This is a genomic window from Flavobacterium sp. (assembly GCF_028712645.1).
GTDB lineage: Bacteria > Bacteroidota > Bacteroidia > Flavobacteriales > Flavobacteriaceae > Flavobacterium.
This window is the reverse complement of sequence record NZ_JAQTPQ010000381.1, coordinates 1-2,567: the sequence shown is the minus strand read 5'-3', so window position 1 is coordinate 2,567 and position 2,567 is coordinate 1. Positions and strand designations below refer to the sequence as shown.

Annotated in this window: 5 protein-coding genes; 3 read left to right on the top strand and 2 right to left on the bottom strand. The window is 33.0% G+C overall.

What is annotated here, in order from left to right:
• Together PHC28_RS18165 and PHC28_RS18160 are read right to left on the bottom strand one after the other, a co-directional pair.
• A partial coding sequence (locus tag PHC28_RS18165) for an RNA recognition motif domain-containing protein (RefSeq protein ID WP_367278073.1) occupies positions 1-138 on the bottom strand: 138 nt, incomplete at its 3' end.
• A 150-nt stretch (positions 139-288) separates the two neighbouring features.
• Entirely contained in the window at positions 289-765 is a 477-nt protein-coding gene (locus PHC28_RS18160; protein ID WP_300103852.1) for a DUF6252 family protein, read from the bottom strand.
• 208 nt (positions 766-973) lie between these two features.
• Here PHC28_RS18160 and PHC28_RS18155 point away from each other — a divergent pair, with 208 nt between their 5' ends.
• The 3 genes from PHC28_RS18155 to PHC28_RS18145 form a co-directional block, all read left to right on the top strand.
• Positions 974-1,564: a 30S ribosomal protein S16 gene (locus PHC28_RS18155; protein ID WP_300103849.1), complete on the top strand. Its 591-nt coding sequence runs from the start codon at positions 974-976 to the stop codon at positions 1,562-1,564.
• 13 nt (positions 1,565-1,577) lie between these two features.
• Complete coding sequence (rimM, locus tag PHC28_RS18150; RefSeq protein WP_300103847.1) at positions 1,578-2,102, top strand: ribosome maturation factor RimM; 525 nt, start codon at positions 1,578-1,580, stop codon at positions 2,100-2,102.
• A 69-nt stretch (positions 2,103-2,171) separates the two neighbouring features.
• Positions 2,172-2,567, top strand: a 396-nt coding sequence (locus PHC28_RS18145) for a methyltransferase (RefSeq protein WP_300103844.1), incomplete at its 3' end; no start/stop codon positions are given.

Below are 2,567 nucleotides of genomic sequence, written 5' to 3'. Positions count from 1 at the left end.
GAATCCGAATCCTTTACTTCTTCCAGTAAATTTATCAGTAATAATTTTTACAGAATCAACTGTACCATAAGCCTCGAAAGACTCTCTTAAATCTGCTTCCTCAATACTGAATGGAAGGCTTCCAACAAAAATATTCATATATATATATATTATAATTGCAACAAATGTAATCTTATTTTTTTCTAATCTACCATTTATTAGATTATTTATATGAATTGTTTTATAAATTAATCAAAAATATATCGCTAAAGTGCAATTTTCAGGTGTTTTTATTTAAAATTTACAATGTTAAGGATTTGATATAATAGGAACTTTATAAAAAATACCGTATTGAAAATTTAAAGTTGGTCCATATAAAGGATTGTTACTTGTGTTTTTTGCATTGAATTTAAAAGTCCCCGAAATGGTTTTGTTTAAAGCATCATATTCTGTAATTATAATTTGACCATCCCCTATGCCAAATCCCGTGGCAAAAGTAACTGTTCCTGTAGCATCTGTTAAGGTATATGTTGCAGTTTTAGAAGTGCTAGTTCCTAAAAAATAAGTGGTTTTTGCTGTGGAAGTAGTTTTCAATGTTACTTTTTCATTTGAAGTATACGCTTCAATGGTCAAAGAACCATCAGTTTCAATAGTAGCATTGGATTGAACTGCTCTCCAAAACACATTGTCTTTTGTTCCTTGAAAAGAAGGATTGTTAAATTTCACGTCCTCTTGACAAGAAATGAAAGTACATAACATCATGAATAATAGAAACCTTTCTTTCATAATTTTTGGCATTGAACTACACAAAAGTATATTATTTTGAGTTATAAATGGAATTTAAAGCAAAAATTCACAAAGAAATTACCATAAAACAATGTCGTTTAAAGATTCAAAAGAATTCTAAATTATTAATTGTCAATTAGTAATTAATTTTTATCTTTGCACCCTTAATTAATCGAGGTCGAGTACCTCAAAATTTAATCATAAGATTATGTCAGTAAAAATTAGATTACAAAGACACGGTAAAAAAGGGAAGCCTTTTTACTGGGTTGTAGCAGCTGATGCTCGCTCAAAAAGAGATGGTAAATACCTAGAAAAAATTGGTACTTATAATCCAAACACAAATCCTGCAACTATCGAGTTAGATCTTGATAGCGCAGTAAAATGGTTGCACAATGGTGCACAACCTACAGATACAGCCAAAGCAATTCTTTCTTACAAGGGAGCTTTATTAAAACATCACCTTGATGGAGGTATCCGTAAAGGAGCTTTAACTCAAGAACAAGCTGATGCTAAATTAGCTGCATGGTTAGAAGCAAAAGCTGGTAAAGTAGATTCTAAAAAAGAAGGATTAACAAAAGCACAAGCTGATGCAAAAACAAAAGCTATCAAAGCAGAACAAGCTGTAAACGCAAAACGTTTGGCTGCTGCTGCTCAAGCTGAAGCTGATTTAATTGCTGCTAATACACCAGCTCCAGTTGAAGAAGAAGTTGTTGAAGTTGAAGCTGCTGCAGAAGCAGAGGTTGCAGAAGTTGAAGAAACTCCTGCTGTTGAAGACAATACCGAAACTACAGAAGCATAATTTTCGAGCGACGATGCGTAAAGAGGATTGTTTCTATTTAGGTAAAATCGCAAAAAAATTTAGTTTCAAAGGGGAAATTCTTGCTTATTTAGACACGGACGAACCAGAGTTATATGAAAATTTGGAATCAGTGTTTGTTGAATGCAACAAACACTTGGTTCCATTTTTTATTGAAAGCAGTTCACTTCACAAAAATGATTTTCTTCGAATTCGCTTCGAAGATGTAAACACAGAGGAGCAAGCAGATGCTATTATTGGTAATGCTATTTATCTTCCTTTAAAGATGTTGCCAAAACTTACGGGCAATAAATTTTACTTCCATGAAGTAATTGGATTTGAAATCGAAGACAAGCGATTTGGCAATGTTGGCGTGATACAATCTATCAACGATACTACAGCACAACCACTCTTTGAAGTATTGAAAGATGGTGTAGAAATTCTGATTCCAATGATTGACCATTTTCTTGTAAAAATTGACAGAGAAAACAAAAAAGTCATCATGGATTTACCCGAAGGTTTAATCGAGATGTACCTTTAAAAAAGTGTTCAGTCTTCAGTTGCTCAAAAATCTGAAATCAACAGTCGTTAATCTACAATCTGAAATTTTATGTTCCAATTCAAACAATTTTCGCTTGAACAAGATAAATCTGCAATGAAAATTGGGACTGACGGAGTTTTACTTGGAGCTTGGACACCTATTGAAAACAATCCTTTCAGCATTTTAGACATTGGAACAGGAACTGGAATCATTGCGTTAATGTTAGCACAAAGAAGTTCGGCAACCCAAATTGACGCACTCGAAATCGACGAAAAAGCATATGAACAAGCAACTACTAATTTTGAAAATTCTCCTTGGAACGATAGATTATTTTGTTTTCACGCTGCATTGGATGAATTTGTTGAAGAACCTGAAGAACAATACGATTTAATTGTTTCTAACCCACCTTTTTATACAGAAGATTACAAATCCAGTAATGACCAACGTGACTTAGCTCGTTTTCAA

Excerpts from the sequence above, each read along its gene's own strand:
- PHC28_RS18155 (WP_300103849.1), top strand. The coding sequence starts at position 974 with ATGTCAGTAAAAATTAGATTACAAAGACACGGTAAAAAAGGGAAGCCT.
- rimM (WP_300103847.1), top strand. The coding sequence starts at position 1,578 with ATGCGTAAAGAGGATTGTTTCTATTTAGGTAAAATCGCAAAAAAATTT.
- PHC28_RS18160 (WP_300103852.1), bottom strand. The coding sequence starts at position 765 with ATGAAAGAAAGGTTTCTATTATTCATGATGTTATGTACTTTCATTTCT.